The 26,206-nt window shown below is 30.1% G+C and carries 15 protein-coding genes and 1 pseudogene; 5 read left to right on the top strand and 11 right to left on the bottom strand.

Annotated elements, in window-relative coordinates:
- Positions 1-7 precede the first annotated feature (7 nt).
- Together asd and serS are read left to right on the top strand one after the other, a co-directional pair.
- Positions 8-1,114 carry an aspartate-semialdehyde dehydrogenase gene (gene asd, locus ERCISPPS3390_RS00905; protein ID WP_197094986.1) on the top strand — a complete coding sequence of 369 codons (1,107 nt, stop codon included), beginning with the start codon at positions 8-10 and terminating at the stop codon, positions 1,112-1,114.
- Between the two features lie 667 nt (positions 1,115-1,781).
- The gene (serS, locus tag ERCISPPS3390_RS00900) at positions 1,782-3,074 is read left to right on the top strand and encodes a serine--tRNA ligase (RefSeq protein WP_197094985.1); all 1,293 of its coding nucleotides are present in this window, start codon (positions 1,782-1,784) and stop codon (positions 3,072-3,074) included.
- Positions 3,075-3,548: 474 nt separating this feature from the next.
- Here the strand turns inward: serS and thiL are convergent, their stop codons facing one another.
- From thiL to ERCISPPS3390_RS00860, 8 genes are all read right to left on the bottom strand, one after another.
- Positions 3,549-4,571: a thiamine-phosphate kinase gene (thiL, locus tag ERCISPPS3390_RS00895; RefSeq protein WP_197094984.1), complete on the bottom strand. Its 1,023-nt coding sequence runs from the start codon at positions 4,569-4,571 to the stop codon at positions 3,549-3,551.
- Between the two features lie 49 nt (positions 4,572-4,620).
- Positions 4,621-5,040: a transcription antitermination factor NusB gene (gene nusB, locus ERCISPPS3390_RS00890; protein ID WP_197094983.1), complete on the bottom strand. Its 420-nt coding sequence runs from the start codon at positions 5,038-5,040 to the stop codon at positions 4,621-4,623.
- A 20-nt stretch (positions 5,041-5,060) separates the two neighbouring features.
- Positions 5,061-5,531 (bottom strand): 6,7-dimethyl-8-ribityllumazine synthase, encoded by a 471-nt coding sequence (gene ribH / locus ERCISPPS3390_RS00885; protein WP_197094982.1) that lies wholly within the window; start codon positions 5,529-5,531, stop codon positions 5,061-5,063.
- 72 nt (positions 5,532-5,603) lie between these two features.
- Positions 5,604-6,722 (bottom strand): bifunctional diaminohydroxyphosphoribosylaminopyrimidine deaminase/5-amino-6-(5-phosphoribosylamino)uracil reductase RibD, encoded by a 1,119-nt coding sequence (gene ribD / locus ERCISPPS3390_RS00880; protein ID WP_197094981.1) that lies wholly within the window; start codon positions 6,720-6,722, stop codon positions 5,604-5,606.
- A 1,651-nt stretch (positions 6,723-8,373) separates the two neighbouring features.
- Positions 8,374-9,387, bottom strand: a complete 1,014-nt coding sequence (locus ERCISPPS3390_RS00875) for an NAD-dependent epimerase/dehydratase family protein (protein WP_197094980.1) — start codon at positions 9,385-9,387, stop codon at positions 8,374-8,376.
- A gap of 212 nt (positions 9,388-9,599) precedes the next feature.
- Positions 9,600-12,035, bottom strand: a complete 2,436-nt coding sequence (plsB, locus tag ERCISPPS3390_RS00870; RefSeq protein ID WP_197094979.1) for a glycerol-3-phosphate 1-O-acyltransferase PlsB — start codon at positions 12,033-12,035, stop codon at positions 9,600-9,602.
- A 2,430-nt stretch (positions 12,036-14,465) separates the two neighbouring features.
- Complete coding sequence (gene yfhb / locus ERCISPPS3390_RS00865) at positions 14,466-15,107, bottom strand: phosphatidylglycerophosphatase C (RefSeq protein ID WP_231517341.1); 642 nt, start codon at positions 15,105-15,107, stop codon at positions 14,466-14,468.
- Between the two features lie 552 nt (positions 15,108-15,659).
- Positions 15,660-16,019 carry a Grx4 family monothiol glutaredoxin gene (locus ERCISPPS3390_RS00860; protein WP_197094978.1) on the bottom strand — a complete coding sequence of 120 codons (360 nt, stop codon included), beginning with the start codon at positions 16,017-16,019 and terminating at the stop codon, positions 15,660-15,662.
- 352 nt (positions 16,020-16,371) lie between these two features.
- Between ERCISPPS3390_RS00860 and galU the strand changes: the two genes are divergently transcribed.
- Positions 16,372-17,283 carry a UTP--glucose-1-phosphate uridylyltransferase GalU gene (galU, locus tag ERCISPPS3390_RS00855; RefSeq protein WP_197094977.1) on the top strand — a complete coding sequence of 304 codons (912 nt, stop codon included), beginning with the start codon at positions 16,372-16,374 and terminating at the stop codon, positions 17,281-17,283.
- A 182-nt stretch (positions 17,284-17,465) separates the two neighbouring features.
- On the opposite strand, the pseudogene rluB reads toward galU, so the two are convergent.
- Both rluB and pgm read right to left on the bottom strand, forming a co-directional pair.
- Positions 17,466-18,206 (bottom strand): annotated as a pseudogene (gene rluB, locus ERCISPPS3390_RS00850) (23S rRNA pseudouridine(2605) synthase RluB); the annotation flags it as partial.
- Positions 18,207-18,566: 360 nt separating this feature from the next.
- Positions 18,567-20,210 (bottom strand): phosphoglucomutase (alpha-D-glucose-1,6-bisphosphate-dependent), encoded by a 1,644-nt coding sequence (gene pgm, locus ERCISPPS3390_RS00845; RefSeq protein ID WP_197094975.1) that lies wholly within the window; start codon positions 20,208-20,210, stop codon positions 18,567-18,569.
- A 1,547-nt stretch (positions 20,211-21,757) separates the two neighbouring features.
- Here pgm and ERCISPPS3390_RS00840 point away from each other — a divergent pair.
- Together ERCISPPS3390_RS00840 and ERCISPPS3390_RS00835 are read left to right on the top strand one after the other, a co-directional pair.
- The gene (locus ERCISPPS3390_RS00840) at positions 21,758-22,888 is read left to right on the top strand and encodes a glycosyltransferase family 4 protein (protein ID WP_197094974.1); all 1,131 of its coding nucleotides are present in this window, start codon (positions 21,758-21,760) and stop codon (positions 22,886-22,888) included.
- 13 nt (positions 22,889-22,901) lie between these two features.
- The gene (locus ERCISPPS3390_RS00835) at positions 22,902-24,011 is read left to right on the top strand and encodes a glycosyltransferase (RefSeq protein WP_197094973.1); all 1,110 of its coding nucleotides are present in this window, start codon (positions 22,902-22,904) and stop codon (positions 24,009-24,011) included.
- Between the two features lie 349 nt (positions 24,012-24,360).
- Here ERCISPPS3390_RS00835 and ubiA read toward each other — a convergent pair whose 3' ends face one another.
- Positions 24,361-25,254, bottom strand: coding sequence for a 4-hydroxybenzoate octaprenyltransferase (ubiA, locus tag ERCISPPS3390_RS00830; RefSeq protein WP_197094972.1), 894 nt, complete (start codon positions 25,252-25,254; stop codon positions 24,361-24,363).
- Positions 25,255-26,206 lie beyond the last annotated feature (952 nt).

Here is a 26,206-nt window from a genome sequence, read left to right as displayed (position 1 = left end):
ATTATAAATGAAAACCTTAGGATTGATTGGATGGCGAGGGATGGTAGGCTCTGTTCTAATGCAGAGAATGAGTGAAGAAAGTGATTTTGATATAGTACATCCTATTTTTTTTTCCACTTCCAGATATGGTCAAATTGCGCCGATATTAAATGGAAAACCAATGGGAATTTTGCAAAATGCACTAGATATTAACGCATTACAGGCTCTTGATATCATCATAACCTGCCAAGGTTTAGAATATACTAAATGCGTATACCACAAACTGCGTAATACAGGTTGGTCTGGTTATTGGATTGATGCATCATCTACCTTGCGAATGCAAGATGATGCAATAATAATTCTCGATCCAGTAAATTCTCCGGTTATTTATGATGGTCTAAGTAAAGGGATAAAAACTTTTGTAGGAAGTAATTGCACTGTAAGTCTAATGTTGATGTCACTAGGCGGTTTGTTTACTAATAATCTGGTGGAATGGGTCTCTGTAGCGACCTATCAAGCGGCTTCTGGTAGTGGCTCACGTCATATGCGTGAGCTATTGACTCAGATGGGAACTATACATCATCATGTTAAGAAAGAACTACAAAACCCAGCGTCTAATATTTTGGACATTGAGCGTAAAGTTAACGGAATAACAAAAAGCGGTATCCCTACAGATAGATTCACGGTACCACTAGCAGGTAACTTAATCCCATGTATTGATCAACATTTGCATAACGGTCAAACGCTGGAAGAATGGAAGGGGCAAGCCGAAACAAATAAAATTTTAAATACCACCCATACTATTCCGGTAGACGGAATATGCGTAAGAATTGGCGCATTACGCTGTCATAGTCAAGCACTAACTCTAAAATTAAAAAAAAATATCCCTTTATTAGATATTGAGCAATGTATACTAGAGCATAACCCATGGGTCAAAATAATACCTAATGATCGAGAGATGACTATGCGTCAATTAACACCAGTGATGGTATCAGGTACATTAGATATCCCTATTGGTCGATTACGTAAACTAAATATAGGGCCAAAATATATCTCTGCTTTTACTGTTGGTGATCAATTATTATGGGGTGCAGCTGAACCACTACGCCGAATGCTTCGCTTGCTACTAAACTAGCACATAAAGATGATTGATGTTATCATAAAATATCTTTATTTTTATTTTTATTTTTATTCAGATTATACAAAAAAAGACTTTCATATTTCTACATTACAAACATAATATAATATTTATTTAAAATTTAAGACTAACTTTAATTAATTGGTGCATATAGCGGATTAGGCTTTCTAATATTTATTAGATTAGACATAATAAAATTTTCCACTTAATTATTAAAGATATTCAACGGCAAGGGTGTTAATTTATAATTAATGCACAAATTCACACAGAAAACACACCAATTAAGAGGAATTTTTATTTATGATCTTATGAATCAATTGCCTCATATAATAGTATATATGCATCAAAGAATTCTTCTTTCTCTACATCATGAAAATATATTTAACTATTTAACTTTATTAAATCAATTAATTTATAAACTTCAAAATAGTCTTCATAAGACAATAATCTTACTTAAAATTCTTGTCTTATGGTACCTAAAGTTATATTGACTAAAACTATAGATATTAATAACTTTAATTATCAATTTTATACTAAAAATAAATTAAAGCCACTAATATTAATACTCTCTACGTTATAGGGGTAATGTTTTAATCTACACACCTACTCAACCCCTAAATCTATATAATTTTTGTTTTAATTCATAACTATTAATAGGGTTAGCATGCTTGATCTCAATCTACTCCGCCAAGAACCAGACTCTATTGCTAAAAAACTATTACGACGAGGTTATAGTTTAGATATAAAAAAACTACAGACATACGAGGAACAGAGAAAATCACTACAAATTTCAACAGAAACCTTACAAGCAAAACGCAATGTATATTCCAAATCTATTGGGAAAGCTAAAGAACGAGGAGAAGAAATTGAATGGTTATGTAAAGCGGTTAAACTACTTTCTGAACAAATTGATGAACTTAAAAAAGAATTAGATGTAATATGTACTAAAATACATACTATTTTAGTATCCATTCCAAATATTCCAGATGAAGATGTACCTATTGGGCAAAATGAAAGCAATAATCAAGAAATTAAGCGATGGAAAAAACCCAGAGAGTTTAATTTTAACATACGCGACCATGTTGAGTTAGGTGAACGTGCCGCAGGATTAGATTTTAAGGCTGGAGTTAAACTCACCGGCTCTCGTTTTGTTGTAATGAAAGGTCAAATAGCGTTAATGCATCGGGCACTTAGTCAATTTATGCTCAATCTTCATACAAAACAACATGGATACCAAGAAGTATATGTACCATATATAGTGAATAATATCAGTTTATACAGTACTGGTCAGTTACCAAAATTTACTCAAGAATTATTCTATATAGATTCTTTAGATTCTGTATTTTCCAATAAGCATTATGCTCTGATTCCAACGGCCGAAGTATCACTAACTAACCTTATACGCAATGAAATTCTCGAGGAAGCATCTCTTCCATTAAAACTAACAGCACATACACCCTGCTTTAGATCTGAAGCTGGAAAGTACGGTCGTGATACACGCGGACTAATACGCATGCATCAATTTGATAAAGTTGAAATAGTACAGATCACTCGTCCAGAGGATTCTCAAAATGCTTTAGAAGAGATAACCAAACATGCTGAAACAGTTCTACAACTTTTAGCTATACCATACCGCACTATGTTGCTATGTACTGGTGATATGAGTTTTAGTGCACAGAAAACTTATGACTTAGAAGTTTGGTTACCCGCTCAAAACAATTACCGAGAAATATCTTCCTGTTCAAATATGGGAGATTTTCAAGCTCGCCGCATGAAAGCCCGCTGGCGCCCCGCGGGTAGTAAAAAAACTCATTTTGTTCATACAATAAATGGTTCTGGATTAGCCGTAGGCCGAACTCTTATAGCAGTTCTCGAAAATTATCAACAATCTGATGGCCGTATTGCAGTGCCGGAAGTTTTAAGACCATACATGCATGGAGCATCTGTAATAGGATAAAAAAAAGATTACATGACTATCTAATAGTCAATCATCATAACAAACAAAATTTTTAATAAAACCCTTATCTACAAGCTCATCTACAAGCTTATAATTTTGATGTATGAATGAAACCGGTATAATGGATAAATTCAAATCTTATTTTCTATATTTTATATAATTGATATTATGTCGTTATTAATATCGCATATAATAAAGTATGATAAAGTGAATACTTCACTCTACAGTAAAAATGATCATGTACCGTCTTAAAACGACTTACCGCACTGTAAGATGAGATCTTCTATCAGCCGCATACTTATGTAAATTGATATAATATACATAAGTGTATATCTATGTAATTCTATTACAATTAATACAAAACTGTAAGTATTAAGATATTATGAATGATATAAAATCCTTATTTAATTTTACATAATTTACAATTTATATTTATATCGCTATATACTGATTTAATGATAAAAACACTCATATCTAGAAACTAGTGAGATTATCATGAAAAAATGGTTCACTGTATCCTTCATGCATATTAAAATGATCGAATCCTTTAAGAAATATCTTCACTGGTTTTTGATTTTTTAAAAAAGTTAGCCCATGTTCTTTTGGATAAACTTTTCCAATACATGTATATGATACTCCGTGAGGTCCTAGTGCAATTTCTAAACTAGCACGATTAATCTCTGGTACAGTAAAGCATAACTCATAATCTTCTCCACTACTTAATGCCCAGCGTAAAGCCTGTTGTGCTGAAAAATTTTGTGTAATTACTGAAGATATTGGCAATGCATCAAGGTCGAGTTGAGCACCACAAGAGCTAGCATTTAAAATATGACCTAAATCTGAAATCAAGCCATCTGATAGGTCAATAGCAGAACTAGCTATATCACGTAACGATTTGCCCTGAGGAACTCTAGGTACAGGCCTTAAATGGCGCTGAATCAGCGCTTCGCGAGACACTTGATCATGAATATTTATTTTATGTCGAAGCAATTGAAAACCAGCGACGCTATCACCTAAAGTGCCCGTTACATAAATCCAGTCGCCAACACACGCACCGCTTCGTTTTAACGCTAGACCTTGTGGAACTGTTCCATGAATACCTAATGTCATGCTTAGCGGTCCGCGAGTTATATCCCCACCAATAAGCTGCATATGATAGTAATCTAAAAGATTAAATAAACTATCACTAAAAGCTTGTAACCAATGGTTGTTAACTTTTGGCAATGTTAAGGACAGAGTTAACCATGCAGGATCTGCACCTATTGCGGCTAAATCACTAAGATTTACAGCTAAAGCTTTATAAGCAAGATCAGCTGGATGAATATCACGTAAAAAATGCACACCTTCCACTAAAGTATCAGTACTGATAGCTAAGGTCGTTTTTTCAGATACATTCACTAGCGCACAATCATCACCAATACCTTTTTCTACATCATGTCGAGAGCACAGTCCACGACCAAAATAACGTGAGATCAGTTCAAATTCACCACATGCCATAGTTATATCCTAAAACTGCAATCATGATAATTATTATAATCCATAAAGATTATTTGCGGTTAGGTCGAATCTGTAAAGCAATTTTATCTAAGACGCCATTAATAAACTTATGGCTATCTTCAGAGCCAAATACTTTTGCGAGCTCTATTCCCTCATTGATTGCTACTTTATAGGGTACATCTAAACGCTCCTTTAATTCAAAAAGAGCGATACGCAAGATAGCCTTTTCTATATGACCAAGATCTTCAATATTACGAAAAAGATATGGTTGCATTAATGTATCAAGATAGCCAAAATATATGGAAATGCCACTAAGAATCTCTCGAAAATAACTAATATCAACATTATGAATATCTTGCTCTAAGATAAAGTAGTTGATAATATCCACAATATTGTTTTTAGAAATTTGCCAAGCATACAGCGCCTGTACCGCACACTCTCGAGCGCGACGACGAGAAGAAGGATTCATGAAGGAGCCTCTAAATAGAGTTATTCTTTAATAACTTTTAAGATATTAATCATTTCTAGAGCGGTAAGAGCAGCTTCAGCTCCCTTATTACCCCTTTTCGCTCCAGCTCGGTTGATCGCTTGCTCAATATTTTTCGTTGTTAAAACCCCAAAAGATACCGGAATATTACTATGCATAGAGATATTTGCCAAACCAGAACTCGCTTCTCCTGCTATAATCCCAAAATGAGGAGTGCTGCCTTGAATTACTACCCCCAAAGCTATAACTGCATCATATTTTTCAGTTTTTGCTAATAATTTAACAATCAATGGAAGCTCATAAGCACCAGGTACCCATACAACTGTAATATTATCATCTTGAACTTGACCAATACGTTTCAGTACGTCAATCGCGCCACTTAGCAAACATTCACTGATAAAGTTGTTAAAACGTGCCACAACCAAGACAATACGCGCATATGGAGCATTAGTAGTAGCTTCAATCAGGTTCATAATCTTTCTTCCAAGTTATATAATAGACTAACAGGAAAAATAATAGCACATTTATATAAAAACTTCTTTATTTTACGTATACATAATATTAGATGGCTGTAAAGTAAGCCTAACATCTGGACCTATGGGTATAATATCAGTAAATGTTAAGACAAAAACATCATTCAATGTTTCTATTCCTGATATCTGACATAATCCGCGACCAGTATCTCCTATTAATTTAGGCGCAAAATAAATAATTAATTCATCCACTGCCTTTGCTTTTAACAAAGCACCGGAAAACTGTGATCCTGCTTCTACTAAAATAGAATTAATTTCTTTTTGTCCAAAAAAAATCAACATAGAAGTTAAATCAAGATGACCGTTATGATAAGGTATGTTGAATTGTTTCACATTATCTGGCCATTTTTTTTTATCACATATATGTCTCATTAACCAAGTTTCGCCAGGTTGATTAATTACTTTATGCGCTTGAGTGATACGATTTTGGCTATCGATGATTATACGTATCGGCTGCCTTAAGAGATCTTCTGGGTATATCTCCCTAATAGCATTATCTAACTGATTATAACGCACCGTTAAAGATGGATTATCTGCTAGTATAGTTGCGCTAGTACTAAGAATAGCTGAACTTTGTGCCCGTAGTCTTTGTACGTCTCTTCTTGCCTCTGCAGAGGTAATCCACTGACTTTCTCCATCAGACATAGCTGTTCTTCCATCTAAAGAAGAACCCATCTTTAGCTGTATCCAAGGAAAGCCACTGCGCATACGCTTTAGAAAACCGCGATTTAGTGCTTCTGACGCAGACATCATTAACCCATGGTTAACTCCAATTCCTGCTTTTTTTAAACACTCCACCCCACGACCAGCTACTCGTGGATTAGGGTCTTGCATGGCTATAAAAACATATCTCACACCAGCCGCTACAAGTGCGTCACAACACGGTGGTGTTCGCCCATAATAACTACATGGCTCTAATGTAATATAAGCAGTAGATCCTCGTGATTTTTCACCTGCCATGCGTAATGCACAAATTTCTGCATGTAACTCGCCAGCTCTTAGATGATAACCTTCGCCTACAATATGACCATCACGCACCAGTACGCATCCAACATTAGGATTGGGAGAAGTAGTAAACCGACCACGATAGGCCAATTCTAACGCACGAGCCATATAAGATTGATTGCTCATTCTACACACCCCAAAACTAACATTAAATTACTGACAAGATATGTACTTGTTGATATAAGAATTTTCTTTAAGTAAATGGCTGATATTACTTATTCGTTTCAGAGAACTTATAACTAATTAGCATTCTATGAATGCATAACATAATATAAAGAGTAAACCTTTCTTGCATAAGTAAATATTAAAAACTATCTTAGAAAAATAGAAGCTGATTAATTTTTAGTAACATTAAAAAATTTTAATCACCTTTTGACAATAAATAAAATCTGATGTATTTTTAGTGTTTCTCTCTATTAATTTAAATAATTTTTATCTTCTATATCACTACAATTTTTTTAGAATAATTTTGTGTTAATATAACAAACATCATTGCTTATCAAGCATAATTATTTTATTCTGAAATTTATCTGTTAGTATGTTGAATGCATTGAATAAACAAGAAACTATCTTAAAATAATTTTTTATATTAAAATAAAAGGTTCATTAAACACCACTAAATATTATCTAAGTATTATTACTTTTAAAGTATTATATCGTTAAAATAAAAAACCATAAAAACATATAAATATTTCAACTAAAAACTAGAATAACCTATATTGAAAATACATAGCATTAATATTTAATATATTTATATTAAATAAGGATTTATAGAATACCATAAGATAAAAACTATCACTTGTACTTTTTTAAAAAATAGACAAGTACAACTAATAGTTACTGCTAATAAGATCATGATAATTACAAAAAAATTAAATATTACGTATTTCTTCTTAGATTAAAGAATATTTCTTGTCTTTCAAAAACAAGAAAGACAATTGTATATAAATAAAATGCATATAAAGATGTACCGCCCTCAATTAATAGTTCAAATTATATTATATGTAATCTATTAGTTCATCTAAATATAATAGACTAGAATAATGATTCTATTAATAATAGGCAAAATTCTAACATAGAGAGTAAAATCTATTAATTATAACTAATATTATTATATTTTTATAAATACTTCTAAACCATCAGCAAGTATTCTATATAATATTTTATTAATTGATTCTCAATATACTAAATATATATCATATATTATATAATAATTTTTATTAGTACTTTCTTTCCATCATACCAAAAAAAATTTTAAGCATGATAAAAATATCAGATGTTCTTAAAATTAAACACCATCTAAAGCACTAAAAATCAATATAAAAATATGCTGTCTCTATGCATATAGAGTTTTTTAAAAAAAAATCATTATCTAAATTAATATGTATTACAATGCCAATCAACCAAACATGTTTACATGTTATATAAAAAAATAAAACGCTAGAAAAGTTATGATGTGTTACAAAAAAAAATCTACATAATATATAATCAAACTTCCATATATTCAGTCATTATAAATTTCACGCTTTATAAAAATTTCATGAAAAATTATACATCTATTAAATATAATAATAGAAAATTTTTTCCATTGTGCTAGTAAAATTTAAAAATACTGTGCTATATGCATGCCCAATATACAAACTCTAAAGTATTCTCTTAGAATCTGCCTCCTTACCCTATAATAGTTACTGTAAAAATTTGCCCATCATCATACTGTATACACAGAATGATAAACAAAATGATACACAGAATGCAGAGTACAATACTTATGATATTTTCATGTTATTTGATAAAACTCTTTATACCATTTTACAAAGCGAAGAACACCCTCTTTTACTTCGGTATATGGTTGATATCCAATTATTTTAACTAAGTCACTAATATCAGCACTAGTGGAAATCATATCACCAGGCTGAACAGGTAACATATTTTTTTTTGCCACCATACCTAATGCGTCTTCTAATGCTTTAATATAAGTCATTAATTCACATGGACAACTATTACCAATATTAAAAAGTTGATACGCTGCTGAGCTACTAGCAATATTACCTCCTTCTGCTGTCCAATCTAAATTAACCGCAGGAATCATATTATGTAAAACCATGATAGCTTGAACTATATCATCAATATAAGTGAAGTCGCGCTGCATTTTTCCATAATTATATATATTAATAGATTTGCCAGATAAGATAGCTTGTGTAAATTTAAACAATGCCATATCTTGACGACCCCAGGGTCCGTATACAGTAAAAAAACGCAAACCAGTAGTTGGAATTCCGTATAAATGAGAATAAGTATGAGACATTAACTCATTAGCTTTTTTAGTAGCAGCATAAATCGAAACGGGATGAGTCGTATCATCATCTATAGAGAATGGCATCTTGCGATTTAAACCATATACTGAGCTAGAAGACGCATACAAAAAATGCTCTACGTTACTATGACGACAACATTCTAAAATATTTAAATGACCAACAAGATTCGCATTAGCATAAGCAAGAGGATTTTTCAAAGAATAGCGCACTCCCGTCTTGGCAGCTAAATGTATCACACGCTGCACAGCATTAGATTGAAATACATTCATCATTTCTGCATAATCAGAAATGTCCACTTTGCGAAAAGAGAAAGCCATATAATCGGTATTAATCTTTAGACGGGCTATTTTTAAATTTATATCTTGATGAGAATTGTTTAAATTATCTAACCCAATCACCTCATGACCAGCTTTAAGAAGACTCTGTGTCACATGAAAACCAATAAATCCCGCTACGCCAGTAACTAAAAATTTCATATCATCCTCCTAAATATAAATTTAAAAAGATACTCTAATAGTTATGATATAATCATAACTATTCTGATTGCTCGTTTATAAGTAAAATTCGATACATTATACAATAACTATCTCTATTACTATTTAATTATTAAGGCTTAACACGTTTTATAAAAAATTTTTTTCAACTTTCAAAAACGGATGTTTCATTAAGAAAATAGCTCTTGTATCAATTATCTATCTACAACAAAACGCTCAATAGTTATGCGTATATCTTGAGGTATTAAATTCGAGAGAATTTTATAGATATTCGTGAGGTGTTGATCTTTCGCACACTGAAGATCTTTAGATTCTTGCATATAACCTTTATGACGTATCGTAAAGATCAAAGTATTGAACATTGTCTTATCAAAAAACTCTAAAACATGAGTTCCATATAAAACAGATAAGCGTTGTGCTATAAGACAACTTTTATCTGAGATCATTTTTCGAGTGATTGTTGGATTCTCAATTAAGATTGCAGAAATAATAGTATAACGTTGTAGCGCTTCTTGTGCACCTGTTGCCAAGAGTTGCAATATATAAAAAAAATCTTCTTTTAAAGAAATAGAGCTTTTTTCTTTTTTTAATAGTCCTTGACGCTCCATTTCAGATACCAATGCATCTAGTAATCCAGGCAATTCATCCTGCGACCAATGCAAGAATAACTCACTTTCAAGGATCGGATAAACCATGCTAACTTGATAATACAACTCACGGCAATCTATTCTACGGTTCTTAATTAAAATAGCAGAGATTAATGCTGGTATTATAAACATGTGATGAATGTTATTACGGTAATAAAGTAAAAATTTTACCTTATTTTTTGGCAAGATAACAACGTCATCCATTGTATTTTTTTTTACCTCAAACTGATTCATACTTAATGCGTGTTCTAAAAGTTTTTCAGCAGTTACTCTGGGCACTGTCGCATCAGAAGAATACGGTACATTTCTTAAAAGTTGCAAATAACAATTAAGGTGCTGAGTAAGCTGTTGACGTGGCAAGGTATATTGATCTGAACCTATTAAAGCCATTACACAAAGGTTGATGGCATTTATTGCTGCAGCATTGTTAATTCTGATCATTATATGTTTTGCAATATCATGCACAGCTGAAGTTAACCAAACTGGATGCTGCGTTTTAATTGGGTCAATAGATTTCCGCCATTCTGGTATTTTCTTATCGAGATACTTTATTAAGGAAAGTGGTTCTCCAAAGTTTACGTAACTTTGACCAAAATTACGTAAATTTTTTAATGCACGTAATATAGAAAACAATCCTTCTTTTTCTTTAATAGCTCCAGCTAATTCATTTGAATAAGATTCAACTTCTATCACATGTTCGTAACCAATATAAATAGGTATAATAGTAATAACACGTTGATTTTTACGCAACATTGCTTGTAAAGTCATTAAGAGAATACCAGTTTTTGGAGGTCTCAGATATCCGGTACGTGAACGTCCACCTTCGATAAAATATTCTACTGGATAGCCGTTAAAAAATAACTGACTTACGTATTCACGAACAATTGTTGAATATAGTTTATTACCATTAAAAGTTCTACGAATAAAAAAAGCACCCAAATAACGAAATATCTTTCCAATGGGCCAAAAATTTAAGTTAATACCAGCAGCAATATAAGGTAAAGTTAGCCCTTGATGATAAAGGATATATGAGATTAGCAAATAATCCATATGACTTCTATGGCAAGGCAAATATACAATTGCATGCCCTTTATAAGCCATATCTAATATACGCCGACTTCCTCTAACATTGATATCTTGATAAAGTTTACCTAAACTCCACCGCATAATACGATCCGTAAGATAGATCGCTATATAGGAAAAGTTCGCAGAAATCTCTTGGATTAACGTAATAGTATTTTTTTGTGCTTTCTGATGAGAAATACGTTTACTGCTTGCCTCTTCTGCAATTGCTTTTTTGATAACTTTAGATTGCAACAGTATGACCAATAAGTTACTACGTGTTAACATTTGTGAACTGGTCTCTACACGACCCTGACGGATAAAATGTATGCGCGCTATACGAATCAGCTTTGAAAAAATTTTCTTATTAGATCCATACTGAGTCTGTATATCACGTATTGATATAATCGATGAAAAATATATACAACTATCACGTCCTAAACAACATACTTTTAATAATTTATTGATTTTACTAAACCAGTTATAATTTATTATTTTGTTTTTGCCAAAATAATTCCTACTAGGAGGCCGTTCAAAAATTATTGACACAAAAACAATATGCATATTTAGCTTAGAATCACGCTGATGCAATTCTAATATCAAATTAAGTAATTCCACTAACTGTAGATTATAAATAATTTCAGAGCGAAAATTTACGCTATCCTGAAGAAATACGTAATGGGGTAATAGATTGCCAGCAATCTCTATAGGTGATAATGGATCAGATAGACCTGCTTTCTGACAGTAATTTTGCAATGTAATTAAGTCAGTTTGTGATTTATCAGGAAGGATGTATATGATATTACTTTCTCTATCAAAATTCACGATAGATTCTAAATTAGCTGAAATAGCTCGGCTTTTAACAAATATTTTAATAAGTATTTTCAATAAAAAATTATTTATTATACCACCAATAAACATAGATCCAACCAAAACGATTTAAACGAGTAAGTGCAATACTATACAGCTAATATTTTATATTAATACTTTTATACCAAATCTAATCAATAAACTCTGAGATAATTGAATTATCTTTTATATTATTGACTTTAATGTATAGCATTGTAGTTAATGTACTTGTATATATGCTTATAAATATAAGATCTCAATACAAAAATTATCTCTTTTAGGAAAACCAAATCGATTATACTACTAATCATAGAATAAAAAATAAAAAATTAATAAAAATCTATAACATCTCATAATTGACCATTATAATCATTACTAGAATGAAAATTATTAAAATTAAGAAATGCTCAGAGTTATGTTATTAATTTTATACTAATGGTATACTGTTACTTGAGGATAATATATAAACCTCTTACTCATACTGTATGATTATATAACACAGTATAAAGTGTTAGTACTGATTAAATAATCATAGTGAAAAATATACTCTTTTGTACGAATGTTTATTTCCAAAAAAATACTAAAATTATATTAATCTTAGTAATCTTTTCAAGATTTGATTTTAAATGACAGCTATACTGTGAACTAGTATAAAGTTCTTTTAAAATATTAAATAAAATACAGTCAACATAGTATGCAATGCTGTATCTATAATGTGTTCTATATAGTGAATATTATAGAAGAATCTACTAAAACTTAAAAATATATTATTTTTATTAGAATGGTAATTCTACATCCTAACGTGGGACATACAGAACATTATTCATTATGAATACCGTTCATAATTCGTCTATCAAGATCTTTTTCCTCTTTTTAAATATCTTAAAAACATTAAAAAATCCTCTTAATGATATTCTTTTGCTAAACTTTTTGCTTCTTTTAAATATTAAAACCACAATAATGTACATCTTAAATCAATCAATAGTTTTTAAAAAATAGTTCTTATTATTTAGGTCATCTTCAGGTGATTATTATGGGAATCAAGTGGTAACTATATAATTTTATTATATATTTAATTATATATTGCCATCTTCTCCTTTAAATCCCCTAAAAAGCTCTATGTCTTCATGTTTCATAAATAGAAAATTTTATATATTAAAAATATATAAAATATAAAATATACAATAATTCTCACCGGCGCATCAGAAGTTAAATACCAATTAGATAATAAACTGAATAAATAAACTGAATAAATAAGCTGAATGCTCATGTAAAATGAGCTAGGTTTATAAAAAATAAAGCAATATTTAAATAAAATAAATAGCGCAATAACAATTTAATGTGATTAGATAAAAAAATAAAAATTTTGCTATTCTTTGATTTAACTGTATTATATCATAAGGTAAGATATAAACTGTCTAAGTTTTATTTAGTCTAAATAAAAATGTACAGTCTACATGTTCTAACTATATCAACCTCGCTAAATTAGTAATTATCTTAGCAAAGATCTCTTCTCAATATCATCTAAAAAATTAAATATATTAAGTATTATAATAAATAATAACAAAATCAATTAACTAACTATGCACTTCATGAGGCAATAGATAATAAAAAATAATAAAAAAAAATATATGTTAAAGTAATTTAATAATGAAAATTAACTAAGAGCTATGTAAAAATTACATAAAAAATTTATTTATAATCAAAAGAAAATTTTTTCAAAAAATAAACTATTGTTAGATAATTTGATACTAATTAAGTTTAAGTAATGATTAAAAGTTTACTACATAAACCGAAATGCTCTAAAAATAAATTTCCATAATATATTATCATCAAGATGAAAGTACTTTTATTAAAATAGACATTTATTTTAAAATATAAATTTTATGTCATATATAATATATACATAATATAAAATATTAATGTTATATTTATAACCATAAGTCATAGTATATTAACTAAACTAAACATCGCTAGTATTTATACTATATATTATTTTTAATAAATTATAAAAATCATATAAAATGCAATTTTTATTTAAAAGACCCTGATCAAAATAGAATTTGTTAAAATTTATATTATTATTACTATGATGATACTATAAATATTTTGTAACCTATGGTTTTATATATATAAAAATATGCAGTACTTATTATCTTTGATATTTTTATAAAAAAATTTATTTATTGAGAATGCTTATTAGTCTAAATAGATTTAGATTAAAATATGAATAAAATATTTGTAGAACAATCAAATACGCTTATATTTTTTTAAAAACATACTTATTCATTCAAAAGTGGCAAAACAAAGCTTATGGCTTATAAATTTTATAAAAAATTAAAATATCTCAGCTAAGATCATCTTAATAAGATTCAATTGTGTGTCGACTATAAAATATAATCTCTAAAAAAGACTGCTACTAAAATCGCACCTGTATACATTGTAGAAATTTTATAACAATAGTTTCAAAAAATTTTTATCTCTAAAAGCCTTTTACAACTTTCATGATAAAATCTTATAAAAATCCCCAGATGGAGTAACACGAAATCGATTATGACAAAATAATAATAATGGATCATCTAATGTACTATCACTATAACCACTCTCAAGTTTTAAAGGTTGACCGATTCTCTTAGATAATTGTGCTACTTTTTGACGCCCAACACATCGCATTGATAATACTCTCCCTCCATAAGCCCTGATCATCTGACTAGCGATTAATCGAATATGTGGAAAAAAATCAACGTTACAATATATTCGCTCCACCAATGCTTGCGGTGATCCGGTAATTAACCAAACGTCAGTGTTTTGACAGCTAATATGCTCAGCAACTCGTTGATGTATTTTTAAAAATGGTGTTTGTCTCTGCAAAAACCAATTAGTGAACTCTTCTTCTCGTTGTAATAGTAAAGATTCTTTACGTCCGACCGTTATTGACCATAAAAGCAAACTCATTGGCCAACGCGACGCGCGACCGTTGATTATCAGCCCTAAACCAATTAGTGGCAATACTACTAAAAGTGGAAGAATATTTAATAGGTTCCGCCATAGCAACCAACATATAAAAGAACGAAAAATATCTTCTTGATGAAGTGTACCATCAAGATCAAAAAATATTATACGTCGTCTGTGGTAGACTATCACAAACTTTACCCCCAGAACTATACGAAACCTATGAGATTTTGTGAAATTAACTATTTCGCGAGAAAGAATTTTATAATATATAATACTCTACAAAAAAATCCTTTCCAGATTTTTTGGATGGAAAAAATCAAGCAAATAAATTTTTAAAATAACAAAATAATATCATGTTTTAAAAACACCTATACTAATAACTATCAAAATATTTTATTAGTATCATTTTATAAACATAAAGCAAGTTTTGATTCAAAACAAAATAAAAGTTAATATTTACTATCTATATTAATATTGGTAATAAATAAATTACAAGAATTAATGGATTTATTATTATAAGAATTCATAAATGGATCTTATCAGGAAATAAGTTAATCATTTAGATATTAATAATCCTATATCTAAATCAATAAAAATCACTTTATTTCTATTTAATTTTTAATAAATATTTAAAAGGTTATGCATATGCATATATAAAATATATATTTTTTCTCTTTATATAAATAGTAACCATGCTACTTATATCAAAATTTCATAATACTAGATATTAAAAAATTTTTACTAAACATTAGATTCATCTTGAGTAATTTTAGTGGAAATATTATATTTTTTTGCAATTTTCTTAATTAACTGTTGCAATTCGCCTTTTTGAAACATCTCAAGAATAATATCACATCCACCGCATAACTCACCATCAATCCATAATTGCGGAAAGGTTGGCCAATTAGCATATTTTGGCATTTCAGAACGTATCTCTGGATTCTTTAATATATCTATGTAAGCAAAACGCTCACCGCAGGCTTTAATAGCCTGTACAGCCTGAGCTGAAAAACCACAACTTGGTAATTCAGGAGAACCTTTCATATACAGTATGATAGGGTTCTCTATAATTTGACGTTGAATTTTTTCCAATACACTCATGAGTTTTTTCCTTCAAGTTACACTACATGCTATATTTTTTAGTAGTAGCTCTAATATCTAAAAATCCCTTTTATATTTAAATAATTCTTAAAAATGTTATACTATAAACAAACCTATAAATAATTATTTAATCAAATTTTGATCATAATTGCAATATTATCTTCCAGATAAAATACAAAAGAAGTAATATGAATTAGATAATATCGAACAAACATATTCTATTCGAACCACAAAGTATAAAACACTAGACGGATAAGACAGCTAATATTACTATACCAATAGCATAATGCAACCTTTCTCTGATATATGCATCTAATCATTATTAAGGTATAACAGATTTGGAAAAAATTTAATGCCTACTTGTCACTTAAAAATAAAAAAAGCAGTAATCCCAGTCGCTGGCTTTGGAACGCGCATGTTACCTGCTACAAAATCTATCCCTAAGGAAATGTTGCCATTAGTAGATAAGCCATTGATTCAATACGTTGTTGATGAATGTATTATGTCTGGGATTAATAATATTATACTAGTAACACATTCCTCTAAAAGCTCAATTGCAAATCACTTCGATACTAATTTTGAGCTAGAGACTATGTTAGAAAGGCATTCTAAACAGAAATTTCTGCAAGAAATCCAGTCTATCTGTCCGCCATCTGTTAATATTATGCAAGTTCGTCAAGGGACACCTAGGGGGCTTGGTCATGCATTAATGTGTGCATGGCCATTAATTGGTAATCATCCTGTCGCTATAATGTTACCTGATGTTATTTTAGATCAGAGCACATCAGATCTATCATGCGATAATCTCGCCGAAATGATTAAAAGATTTTATAGTACTAGATGCAGCCAAATTATGGTAAAACCAGTAATTAATGTTACTACTTATGGTATTGTGGATTGCTTAGGAGAAAAATTGACTCCTGGTGATAGTAAAATAATAGCCGGTATAATAGAAAAACCCAATATTAATCAAGCACCATCAAATCTTGCAGTAGTAGGTCGTTATGTTCTCTCTGCAAAAATTTGGCCTTTGCTAACTCAAATATATCAAAAAACTAACGAAGAAATACAACTAACTGATGCTCTATCTTTACTGATAGAGAAAGAAGCAGTACAAGCTTATTGCTTAAAAGGTAAGAGTTATGATTGTGGTAATAAATTTAGTTACATTAAAGCTTTTGTTACATATGCCATGCATCATAAAACACTAGGTAATGATTTTAGAATTTGGATAAAAAAAGCTTTGAATTATATCAATAATTAATATATTTAAAGATCTATCCATAAAATATGTATTAAAAACTTTTACCTACTTATATTATTTATAGCTTATAAATTTTATTAGTTTCTTAAAAAGAAACTATCAGTAGTTGCTGAATTTAACTAGATTTTAAATTTTTTCAATTTTTCTTTAATATCACTTACCTATAGTGTTCTGATTTTTTCTAGCCCAACTAAATTACGTAAAGAGTTTACAGAAAATAAATCTAGCTCTCTCCAATCTCCTCTTAATAAATCTCTAGGTAAAACCATACTACCATAACGTACACGTATTAGACGACTAACCTGTGCGCCTAATGCTTCCCAAAAACGACGTATCTCACGATTTCGTCCTTCTACTAAAATCATCTTATACCAACGATTGATACCCTCTCCACTAATAAACTCTAAAGATTTATATCCTATCGATTTATCTTTTAAGTTGATATTAGAACGCGCAAACTTAAATTCTTTATTATTAATTACCCCGAAAACCCGAACCATATACTCACGCTCTACTGCGTACTTAGGATGCATCAAACGATACGCTAATTCACCATCAGTAGTCAACAGCAGCAAACCTACAGTATTAATATCTAAACGCCCAACCAAAACCCAACGACTACCCTTTAACTTTGGTAAGCGATTAAAGACAGTATGGCGCCCTATTCTATCATAACGAGTACATAGCTCTCCATCTAGCTTGTGATAAGCTATTACCCGGCTTGCTACTAGCAAAGATGAAGCGATATTTGATACTACATGATTATCTATACTTATTTTTGGTAAATGGCGCGGTGCCACTCGATCTCCTAATATAGCTAATTTATTATTAACTCTCACACGTCCACTACTGATCATATTTTCAATTGCACGTCGAGAGCCACATCCAGCTCTTGCTAAAATTTTTTGTAATTTTTCAGTCATTTAGTCCTCTATAAAAATCAGCTTAGCTATTAAACGCATATAACAAAATAAAAAATCAAGTATTCCATTATATATTTTTATATTATCTTGATCTTATTCATTATATAATATGTGCAATTAAATTAATAAATTACAATAAGATTTTTAATGATTCTTTATGTATAATTATTCCCTATATATAAATGTAATTTATCTAAAAAATATTTTTACATAAAATTATTTAGGATAAAAATCCTTATCTACTAAGATTATTTTTATAAGTTAAATATTTGATATTAAAAAATGGAACTGCGCTAGAGAAATTGTTTTTTAATTTTCACTCATAGAGACCATATCTTATTATAATAATTTTTAAATTTTTTATAAAATGTCTCTAAAGATGGAATGAACAAACTGCATAGCCTCTTTCTCTATTGTCTTGCAATGCTCTATACCGATAAGACTTTCACAATATAGTTTATACGAATCTTCTGTACCAGATGGTCGTAAAGCAAACCAACCATTTTGTGTTATAATTTTTATACACCCAGAAGATTCCCCTTGGAATAGGGAATCCGTTTGGCAAGAAATAATAGCCTCTCCTGCTAAAACATCACTATTAATTCTACTAAGTGATACTGTTGATAAAGCCAGTTTTTCCCTAGGTGTGGCGGGAGCTTGAATACGAATGTAACTAGAATTTCCAAAACGCTTGCTAAGCTCATTGTAGTATTCCTGTGGATTTTTTCCAGTAACTGCAGTAATTTCTGCCGCTAATAAGCACATAATTATCCCGTCTTTATCAGTAGACCACGGCGTTCCATCAAAACAAAGAAATGAAGCACCTGCGCTTTCTTCACCTCCAAAACCCAAACTTCCATCAAACAAACCATCTACAAACCATTTAAAGCCAACTGGCACTTCTATTAGCGGACGCCTAAGATCATGCACTACGCGATCTATAATAATACTAGAAACTAATGTTTTTCCTACCGCAACCTGATCTCCCCATTTTGGTCTGTTTTTAAATAGATAATGAATTGCTACCGCCAAATAATGGTTGGGATGCATTAAGCCCGCAGGAGTGATAATACCGTGACGATCGTTGTCTGGATCGTTAGCAAAAGCTAAATCAAATTTATCACGCAATGCTAGCAAACCAGCCATTGCAGATTGAGATGAACAATCCATACGAATTTTTCCATCATAATCAAGATGCATAAAACGAAAAGTTTGATCCACAGAATCATTCACAATAATGAGATCTAGTTGATAGATATCTGCAATACGCTCCCAGTATGCAATACCTGCGCCACCTAAAGGGTCAATACCGATTTTTAATTTAGCTCTCTGTATTGCCGGAATATCTATAATATATAATAAATCCTCAACATATTTCTCTATAATATCCTTTTCTGTCAAATAACCACTAGCCCATGCATCGTCTAATTTCATTTGTTTTACTTCTTTCAACTCACCGCGAATTAACGCATTAGCGCGAGTTTCCAAAATTTTAGTACAATTATTATTTGCTGGACCACCATTAGGTAAATTATACTTAATTCCACCATCTTCCGGTGGGTTGTGAGAAGCTGTAATGATGATACCATCTGCTTTTAGACCACTGCGTTTATTATGCTCGATAATAGCATGAGAAATCGCAGGTGTTGGTGTATAACCATTCTCTTTTTGAATAATCACCGGTATTCTATTTGCAGATAAAACCTCTAATACAGATAACATTGCTGGTTCTGATAATGCATGAGTATCTTTCCCTAAAAATAATGGACCAGTCACGCCATTTTTTTCTCGTTCTTCTGCAATAGCTTGTGTGATCGCTAAAATATGTGTTTCATTAAAACTATAGCGCGTAGAACTACCACGATGCCCTGAAGTACCAAATTTAACCTCGTGCTCAATATAACCTTTCTTTGGGATAAGCGCATAATACTGAGAAGTCAATCTTGCCACATTAACTAAATCACTCTGCTGAGCAAGTTTTCCAGCTCTGGAGTGATACTGCATAAAACTCACCTCCCTTAAAAAATATAAGCGCTAAAGAATAATCTATGTACTACAGTAAAATCAAACCAAACATTGCGTGTAAAACACACCTAACTCCAGCTAAATGAAACGCCCCATGACAGTCTATTCTATCTGTGATTTTAATATATCGAATAACTACATTAATCTTTTTAAAAAATAAATTTTCCTAGTAATAACTAAGAATCAATTATTTTACAAATATATCTCCTCAGCAAAGATAATTTATTAGTTTTATGAACTTTTATAGACCTTATACTAAATACAATAACCTCAATTTTTTAATTCAAATTACAAGAAGTTAAACCAATGCTCTCTTAATTTTAAAAATTTTTCTATTATGTATAATAATGTTTTATTAGTATCTAGTAAATAAGTTCAATAAGCTTAATAGGTAATAATTATGGTTATACATCTTTAAGAAAAAATATCTTAATTATGTATTTATAATAAAATAATTTTTCATGAAGACAAAACGCCTTAAGTCACCAGCATAAAATGTTAGATATAAAAAATAATTTAATCTCTATTACTATTAATTATATAATCATAACTAGAAGTAATTTTATCTTATTAACAGATACATATAAAAATATAATTATTAATACAAGAGAAAATATTAGATCAAGGACAATCAATGTCGCTATATTGTCAAACTTTCAGATATGTAGTGCGAAAACATGACATGTAATGAGCACAGCTTTATTTAAAATCTCTCCAAAAAATCAACACAGACTTTCAGAGAAATTATGTATGAAAAATACATTAAAAATTTTATTTTCAAAACCCATAAACATATATAGTAATCTACTATATATCTCTTAGTTTAAGAATATTACTATTTTTACCCAGTAACACATGATACTGCTTACATTAACCAATAATCACTGTAATTATTATGATGATCTGTTAAAATATTTTTGATCTATTTCTTGGCGACTAACTAACATTATATGGTAAGCAACATGAGGCAGAAAATTGTAATATTTTAATTATTTCACCAATCTCAATATACGGTAAGTTTAAAAAAAGAAGTAAGACTAAAAATCTAATGACACAATTAATAATTAGTTATATTATATATTCTAGTATATAATCTTATAAATTAAGTATTTTTATACATTCTCTTTTTAACTCTACAGATACAAAATTTTTAGCACAATACATCTACATTATTATCTAATACAACTCTTTTATTCTTGCTATATTGCCATATTGCTCACACACTCCATTGTATCATGTATCGTATACATTAAATTTTATATTAAAATAACTCTATACTAATACATTATATTTTGTTGCGATATTAAGGTCTTGAGGTTTATAGATCACATAACTTACATAATATTATCTATTAAACTGACCTTAATATTCCTTGATGTTAATCATTAAATAAGTAAAATTTCATCTTGTTATTATCATATATTTCAACACATAAGCATTACATCAACAAATACAGATAAAAAATATTATAAGATTAATATTGATTTAATTATATTAAATGTCATAAATACGTAGGATCTACTATCATGGATACTATACGATTTGTAATTGTTCGACAAAAATATCGTCCAGATGGGGGGGCAGAAAAATTTATTTCTCACACGCTAGAAGCTCTAGCAACATCAAGAACCATCGAGCTAAATATTATTGCCCGTAAGTGGAAATACAAACCAAAAGAACGTTTAACTCTACATAAATGCGATCCTCTGCAATGGAATAGAATTAGCCGTGAACGCAGATTTGCTAATACTGCACGTGCACTTTGGCAACGAGAAAACTTTAATATTGTGCAGAGTCATGAACGTATTGCGGGATGCGATATATATCGCGCGGGAGATGGTGTGCACCAAATCTGGCTAGAACAACGCAGCCGCGTTCTTCCAAAATGGCATCAAAAACTACTATTCCTAAGTCCCTACCATCGTTATGTAATCAAATCAGAACAACTAATGTATCAAGCTCCAGAACTCAAAGCAGTTATATGTAATTCACGTATGGTTCAAAAAGAAATTACAGATCAATTTGGTTTACATAAAAATAAAATTCACGTTATCTATAATGCAATTAATACAAAAGAATTTTTCCCAGCTGATGAATTGCAGCGTCTCAAGATTAGAAAACTATTTTCTTTACCATTAAAAGCTTCACTTATGATTTATGTTGGCTCTGGTTTTGAACGTAAAGGGCTCAAATCAGCTATTTATGCAATATCTAAAACTCACTATTACCTCATAGTAGTGGGACGAGACAAAGCAGAAAAAAAATACCACAATATAGCTAAAGACCTTTCTTGTTTTAATCGCATAATTTTTGTTGGTGTTCAGATCAATATGTGTCTATGGTATCAGGCTGCTGATGGATTGCTCCTTCCTACTTTATATGATCCCTGTCCTAATGTTATTTTAGAGGCAATGGCTTGTGGTTTGCCGATTATTACCTCTACTACTTGTGGAGGAAGTGAATTTATCTTACCAGGTAAAAATGGCTATATTTGCGATGCAATGGATATTAAGTCTATAGCAGATGCTATTATGGCACTACCTCCATGGACCTTTAATAGCTCAGCTAGTAAATATGCGCGTTCACAAGTAGTGCCTCTATCGTCTCGGTACTTATCCCAACAACTTTTCTCTCTTTATAGAAAAATTCTTCATTAAATTGATTAAAATCATGCGTATATTAATGATTATTGATGGGCTACCTGGCGGAGGAGCTGAAAAAGTTGTACTTACTCTCTGTCAGGAGATGCATCAACTAGGGCACAAGATACAACTATTATCATTACGTGATATCTGTCAATATTCACTACCTCATGGCGTTAACTATCAGATACTTAATAGGTTAAATTATAGATCATTCTATAAAAAATTCATAGAGCGTACTAACTTTTCTGATGCACTCAGTCAAGTGATTAAGCTACATGAGAAGAAAAAAGGTAAATATGATCTAATTTTTTCTCATTTGCATAATACTGACCGTATCGTCTCTCAAGCTGATTTTGACTCTGTAGAAAAAATATGGTTTTGCATTCACGGGATGTTATCCATTTCTCACCTTGAGCATCGTCATGCTCTAGATCTTTGGCGAAAAAAAAGAACAATCACTAAAATCTACACTAATAAAAATATTGTATCTGTATCCAATGCTGTAGCAAAAGACTTAACAGTCGATCTTTCTGTCCAGCCTAATAGATTAGTTGTTATTAATAATCCCTTTCAGATTGAACGCATCCTGGCGCAAGCAGATGAAAAATTTCATTTACCAAGAGCACCATACCTTATCCATGTAGGTCGTTTCCATGCTCATAAACGTCATGATCGTCTACTCTTAGCCTATGCAAAATCAGGTATTAAAGCTAAATTGGTGCTAGCAGGTTCTGGAACTGTGCAGCAAATCGATATAATTAAAAAACTAGCGGAAAAATTAAAGATTGCAGAACGGTTGATTTTTACAGGTTTTCAGAGAAACCCCTATCCACTAATAAAACATGCAAAAATGTTAATTCTTAGTTCAGATAGCGAAGGTTTTGGTAATGTTCTAATAGAAGCCTTACTCTGTGGAACACCAGTCGTGAGCACACGCTGTCCAGGGGGTCCAATTGAAATTCTAGAAAATGCTGGCATAGGAGATGTTTTAACAGATTTAAATAGTGATTCTCTAGCAGAAAAAATGGTAAAAATCTATGACTTTCCACCTGACCCAATTGATCAAAAACACTTAAAAATTTATGATTGTAAAAATATCTGTCAAAAATATTTAAAACTTGCAATAGGCTCTTAAACAGCCATACTATAAATATAGATAATATATAATAGATTAAATAATAATTTTTATATAAAAGACCGCATAAAACTCCCGAAATATACATAATCCAGTGTAATCAGCGTAATATTTAAATCATGTTAAAATTATATATTCCTTGCATCAGACTTTATGATCAAGTTCATGATATATCTACTTTAGTATGATAACTTTTGTTCAAAATTATGGTAGCTATATTATTACAGATATAAACTATTTTAATATATTTCTATATATTTTTACTACTGCATAAAATATTAATCACATTATTATAAACAAAAATATCACGGAAAATCATATGCTATGATTTATTAGAGATAAATTTGTTTTAAATACAAAAATCACTTCTAAAATAAGAAGATGTACTAAGAGCTATACCGAGAAATATAATAAGACCAACCCAATTATTTTTTGAAAATGCCTTAAAACAGCGATCTTCCTGACGATCCGCAATCAAAAACTGTTGATAAACAAATAATATCGATGCTCCTAAAATTGCAAAGTAAAAAATTGGATGTAACGCTAACTTCCAACCAACCAATGTTAAAAATATTAATGATAATAATTGTAAAAAAGCAATAATGCGCCTATCATAATTATTGAATAAAATTGCAGTGGATTTAATACCTATTTTTAAGTCATCCGAACGATCAACCATTGCATATTGTGTATCATAAGCAACCACCCAAAAGAAATTTCCAAAAAATAGCAACCAACAAGAAATAGGTAGTTTATGACTTATTTCCGACCAAACCATCGGAATGGATAGACTAAACGAAATACCTAAAAATATCTGCGGAAAATAAATATATCGTTTCATAAATGGATAAACCCAGGTTAAAACTAATCCTAATATAGAAAATAAGATTGTTTTAATGCTCATAGTTAACACAATCAAACAAGAAATAAGTAGCAAACTTAAGTGCAATAACTTTGCCTTTTGCACAGAAATCTTTTGACAAGGTAATGGTCGATTTTGTGTGCGCTGAATATAGACATCAATATCTCGATCAATGATATCATTAATTACGCAACCTGCTGAGCGCATACAAAAAACCCCAAACGTAAATAAAAATAAAACTTTAAGTGGTGGAACTGACATACCTGATAGCCATAATGCCCACAAAGTAGGCCATAATAACAAAAACAAACCATTAGGTTGATTAATACGCATTATCTGACAATAGGTTACCAAATTACGTACTGGTAATATGTCACCCATATAATATTCTCCTGTTAAATTCTCCATCAAAAAACAAATAAAAAAACTTATAAACACTAATAAAGAACTATTCAGATGCATCAATATATATTAATATACCCTTAAAAAGTATTTTTTTATTATTTTAGATTTAGTTGAGGATTTTTAAAGCTAAAAATAATAGACACAATATAATACATATGATATCCTTAGATATTGCTAGCTAATTTTTTCAAACTCAACATTACACTAGTTGTTGTATGAGTTAAAATAACTAACATATAATCTAATTATTATAACATAAATTATTTTTGACAATCATAGTAATATTTTATAACGTTTCTTTTATGGTCATATAATCATTATTAACTACCTCTAAAGAGAGTTACTACATTTTAAATACAAATACCAACTCTTAATCACTCACTCATAAATATGTTTATCATACTAATTGTCCCGCGCTATAAAATTAAGTTGTAAGTATAAAATATTAGATAATATTACCTATAGCACACCTTTCAATTACCACGAAATATTAGACACTGGTAATAATTTAATATTACAAGACTAGTATCAATGATACATATCATAGTTGTATGATCAGTCATTATTAATCTTTACTATATTTTTATTTCTAAAGGATAGAATATTAATTCTCTCAGATAATTTCAAGTATGTAACTAACTAGACTCTACAGAATGCAGATGTTAGTATGATGAAAGTTTGTACTTAATAGCTATCTCTGAATCAACCAAATCTAATAGTACAGCTGTTAAAATTTTAAAAATGCAATAATTAAATCATGCGCCTCCTTAATATTAAAACAGATCTCTAAATTAATCTCTTATTAGGTAATGATATAGATAATGATAATTAATAGGTAATAATAATTACATTATAAATTCACCAATTAATTAAATTTTATTGCACCTGGATTCCAAGAAACTATTTTTATAGTTAAGAATATCTTTTA

Source organism: Candidatus Erwinia haradaeae, assembly GCF_900698885.1.
GTDB lineage: Bacteria > Pseudomonadota > Gammaproteobacteria > Enterobacterales > Enterobacteriaceae > Erwinia_E > Erwinia_E haradaeae_H.
Note: the sequence above shows the minus strand (reverse complement) of the source record. Positions and strands in the feature narration are given on the sequence as shown.